Below are 1,685 nucleotides of genomic sequence, written 5' to 3'. Positions count from 1 at the left end.
TCATGATCAGCTCCTTGGTGGCTAGAATCATGCATCGGCTATGGTCCACGAAAAAGAACCAAGAACGCGAAAACTTGATGCACCACCCACCATGACAAATATTCTGAATCTGAAGCTCGACCGCGGTTCCAAGACAGCACTTGCGGAACAGATACGCCTGGCGATTACTGGCGTCATCGAGAGTGGTGTACTGGCCCCGGGCGCCAGGCTGCCGTCGTGGGTGGATCTTGCCGCGCAGCTTGGTGTGGCGCGCGGCACCGTCAAGACCGCCTATGAGCGGCTGACCGATGCGCAGTTGATTGTCTCGTCGCGCGCGGGCGGGACCAGGGTCTCCGAGCACATACCCACCGTGAGCCCCATCGCGGAACGGGCGCGATCGATAGAGACGGATTTGCAGTCGGCGCTATACCAGCACTTCCTGCCCGGCCCTGCAGTGTTCCAGATGGGCGTGCCGGCATCGGACTGTTTTCCAAACACGTTGTTTGCACGTCTGCGCGCCCGGGCGGCACGCGATGAAGTTGAAGCGCCCGCATCCTACCCGGACCCGCGCGGCGAACATGAATTCCGCCGGGAAATCGCCGCGCATCTGGCCTTGTCACGCGGCATTGAGTGCCAGCCCTCGCAGATCTACATCACGGCAGGATTCTCGGGGGGGCTCGGTATCGCGCTACTCGTGCTTCAGGCCCAAGGCCGCAAGGCATGGGTCGAGAATCCCGGATATTTGCTGAGTCGCAAGGCCCTGGAAATTGGCCAGATCACGACGGTTCCGATTCCCGTCGACGAAGAAGGCATTGACGTCGGCTTCGGCGAAACGCATGCACCGGATGCCGCGTTGGCGCTGGTCACCGCGGGGCAACAGGCGCCGTTGGGTCCGACCTTGTCGCTCGCGCGCCGGCGGCAACTACTGGAGTGGGCGGCCCGGGCGCAGGCATGGATTATCGAAGACGACTATCTGGGCGAGCTGCAGCTGAAACGCCGCGCGGCGCCAGCGCTGGCGTCGCAGGATCGAGCGGGGCGTGTCATTCACATCGGGACGTTCAGCAAGACCATCAGCCCGAAGCTGCGACTGGGATTTGTGGTGGTGCCCCCCGCCCTGGTACCCCGCTTCGATGAAGCGGCAGCGTGCCTGTCTTCCGCACCGGGGCCGGCAGTACAGATGGCAATGGCCGAGTTCATGCGTGACGGGCATTACATGCGGCACTTGCGTCGCATGAAACGCATCTACGCGGGCCGCGGCCAGGCACTGATGACCGCGCTCGAGTCCAGGGGATTTGACGCCTATCCGGCTGGTCTGGCAGTGGTGGTTCGGCTCGCCGATGGCGCCGACGACAAGCGGATCGCACGGGAGTCCTATGCCTACGGGATCGCGCCCGCGCCGCTATCGATCTGGTACTGCTCCGAGTCCACGCAGCGCTCGGGGCTGCTGCTTGGCGTTGCGCCGGCGATCGAACAACAGATTCCAGCGGCCTGCGATCGCTTGCATCAGCTGATCCGCAAGCTGAGCTGATGCGAAAGCGCCGGCAGGTCGTGGGCCAGCTGGCACACCATTTCTTCCGGTTTTTCGTACTTTTTTAACGACCAGTGAACGGACACGATGCCGTTCACCGGCTGGGGCGTCACGTTGCGCTGAGCCATATCGTTAAGTCACCGCTGCACTGCGTCGCCACGCAGTCTTAGGAGGAATC

The 1,685-nt window shown here is 62.9% G+C and carries 2 protein-coding genes; one reads left to right on the top strand and one right to left on the bottom strand.

What is annotated here, in order from left to right; all coding sequences use genetic code 11:
- Positions 1-91 precede the first annotated feature (91 nt).
- On the top strand, positions 92-1,507 hold the full coding sequence (locus tag AB4Y42_RS43885; RefSeq protein ID WP_368691647.1) for a PLP-dependent aminotransferase family protein: 1,416 nt from the start codon (positions 92-94) through the stop codon (positions 1,505-1,507).
- On the opposite strand, the gene AB4Y42_RS43880 is transcribed toward AB4Y42_RS43885, so the two are convergent.
- A complete protein-coding gene (locus tag AB4Y42_RS43880) occupies positions 1,483-1,635 on the bottom strand; it encodes a hypothetical protein (RefSeq protein ID WP_368691646.1) in 153 nt (50 codons plus the stop codon). The two genes, AB4Y42_RS43885 and AB4Y42_RS43880, sit on opposite strands and share 25 nt — an antisense overlap.
- Between the last annotated feature and the right edge of the window lie 50 nt (positions 1,636-1,685).

This window comes from Paraburkholderia sp. EG286B (assembly GCF_040965655.1).
Taxonomy (GTDB): Bacteria; Pseudomonadota; Gammaproteobacteria; order Burkholderiales; family Burkholderiaceae; genus Paraburkholderia.
This window is presented reverse-complemented; position numbering and strand designations above follow the sequence as displayed.

What these genes read in the sequence shown, in the direction of transcription:
- AB4Y42_RS43880 (WP_368691646.1), bottom strand. Translation starts at nt 1,635, where the DNA reads ATGGCTCAGCGCAACGTGACGCCCCAGCCGGTGAACGGCATCGTGTCC.
- AB4Y42_RS43885 (WP_368691647.1), top strand. Translation starts at nt 92, where the DNA reads ATGACAAATATTCTGAATCTGAAGCTCGACCGCGGTTCCAAGACAGCA.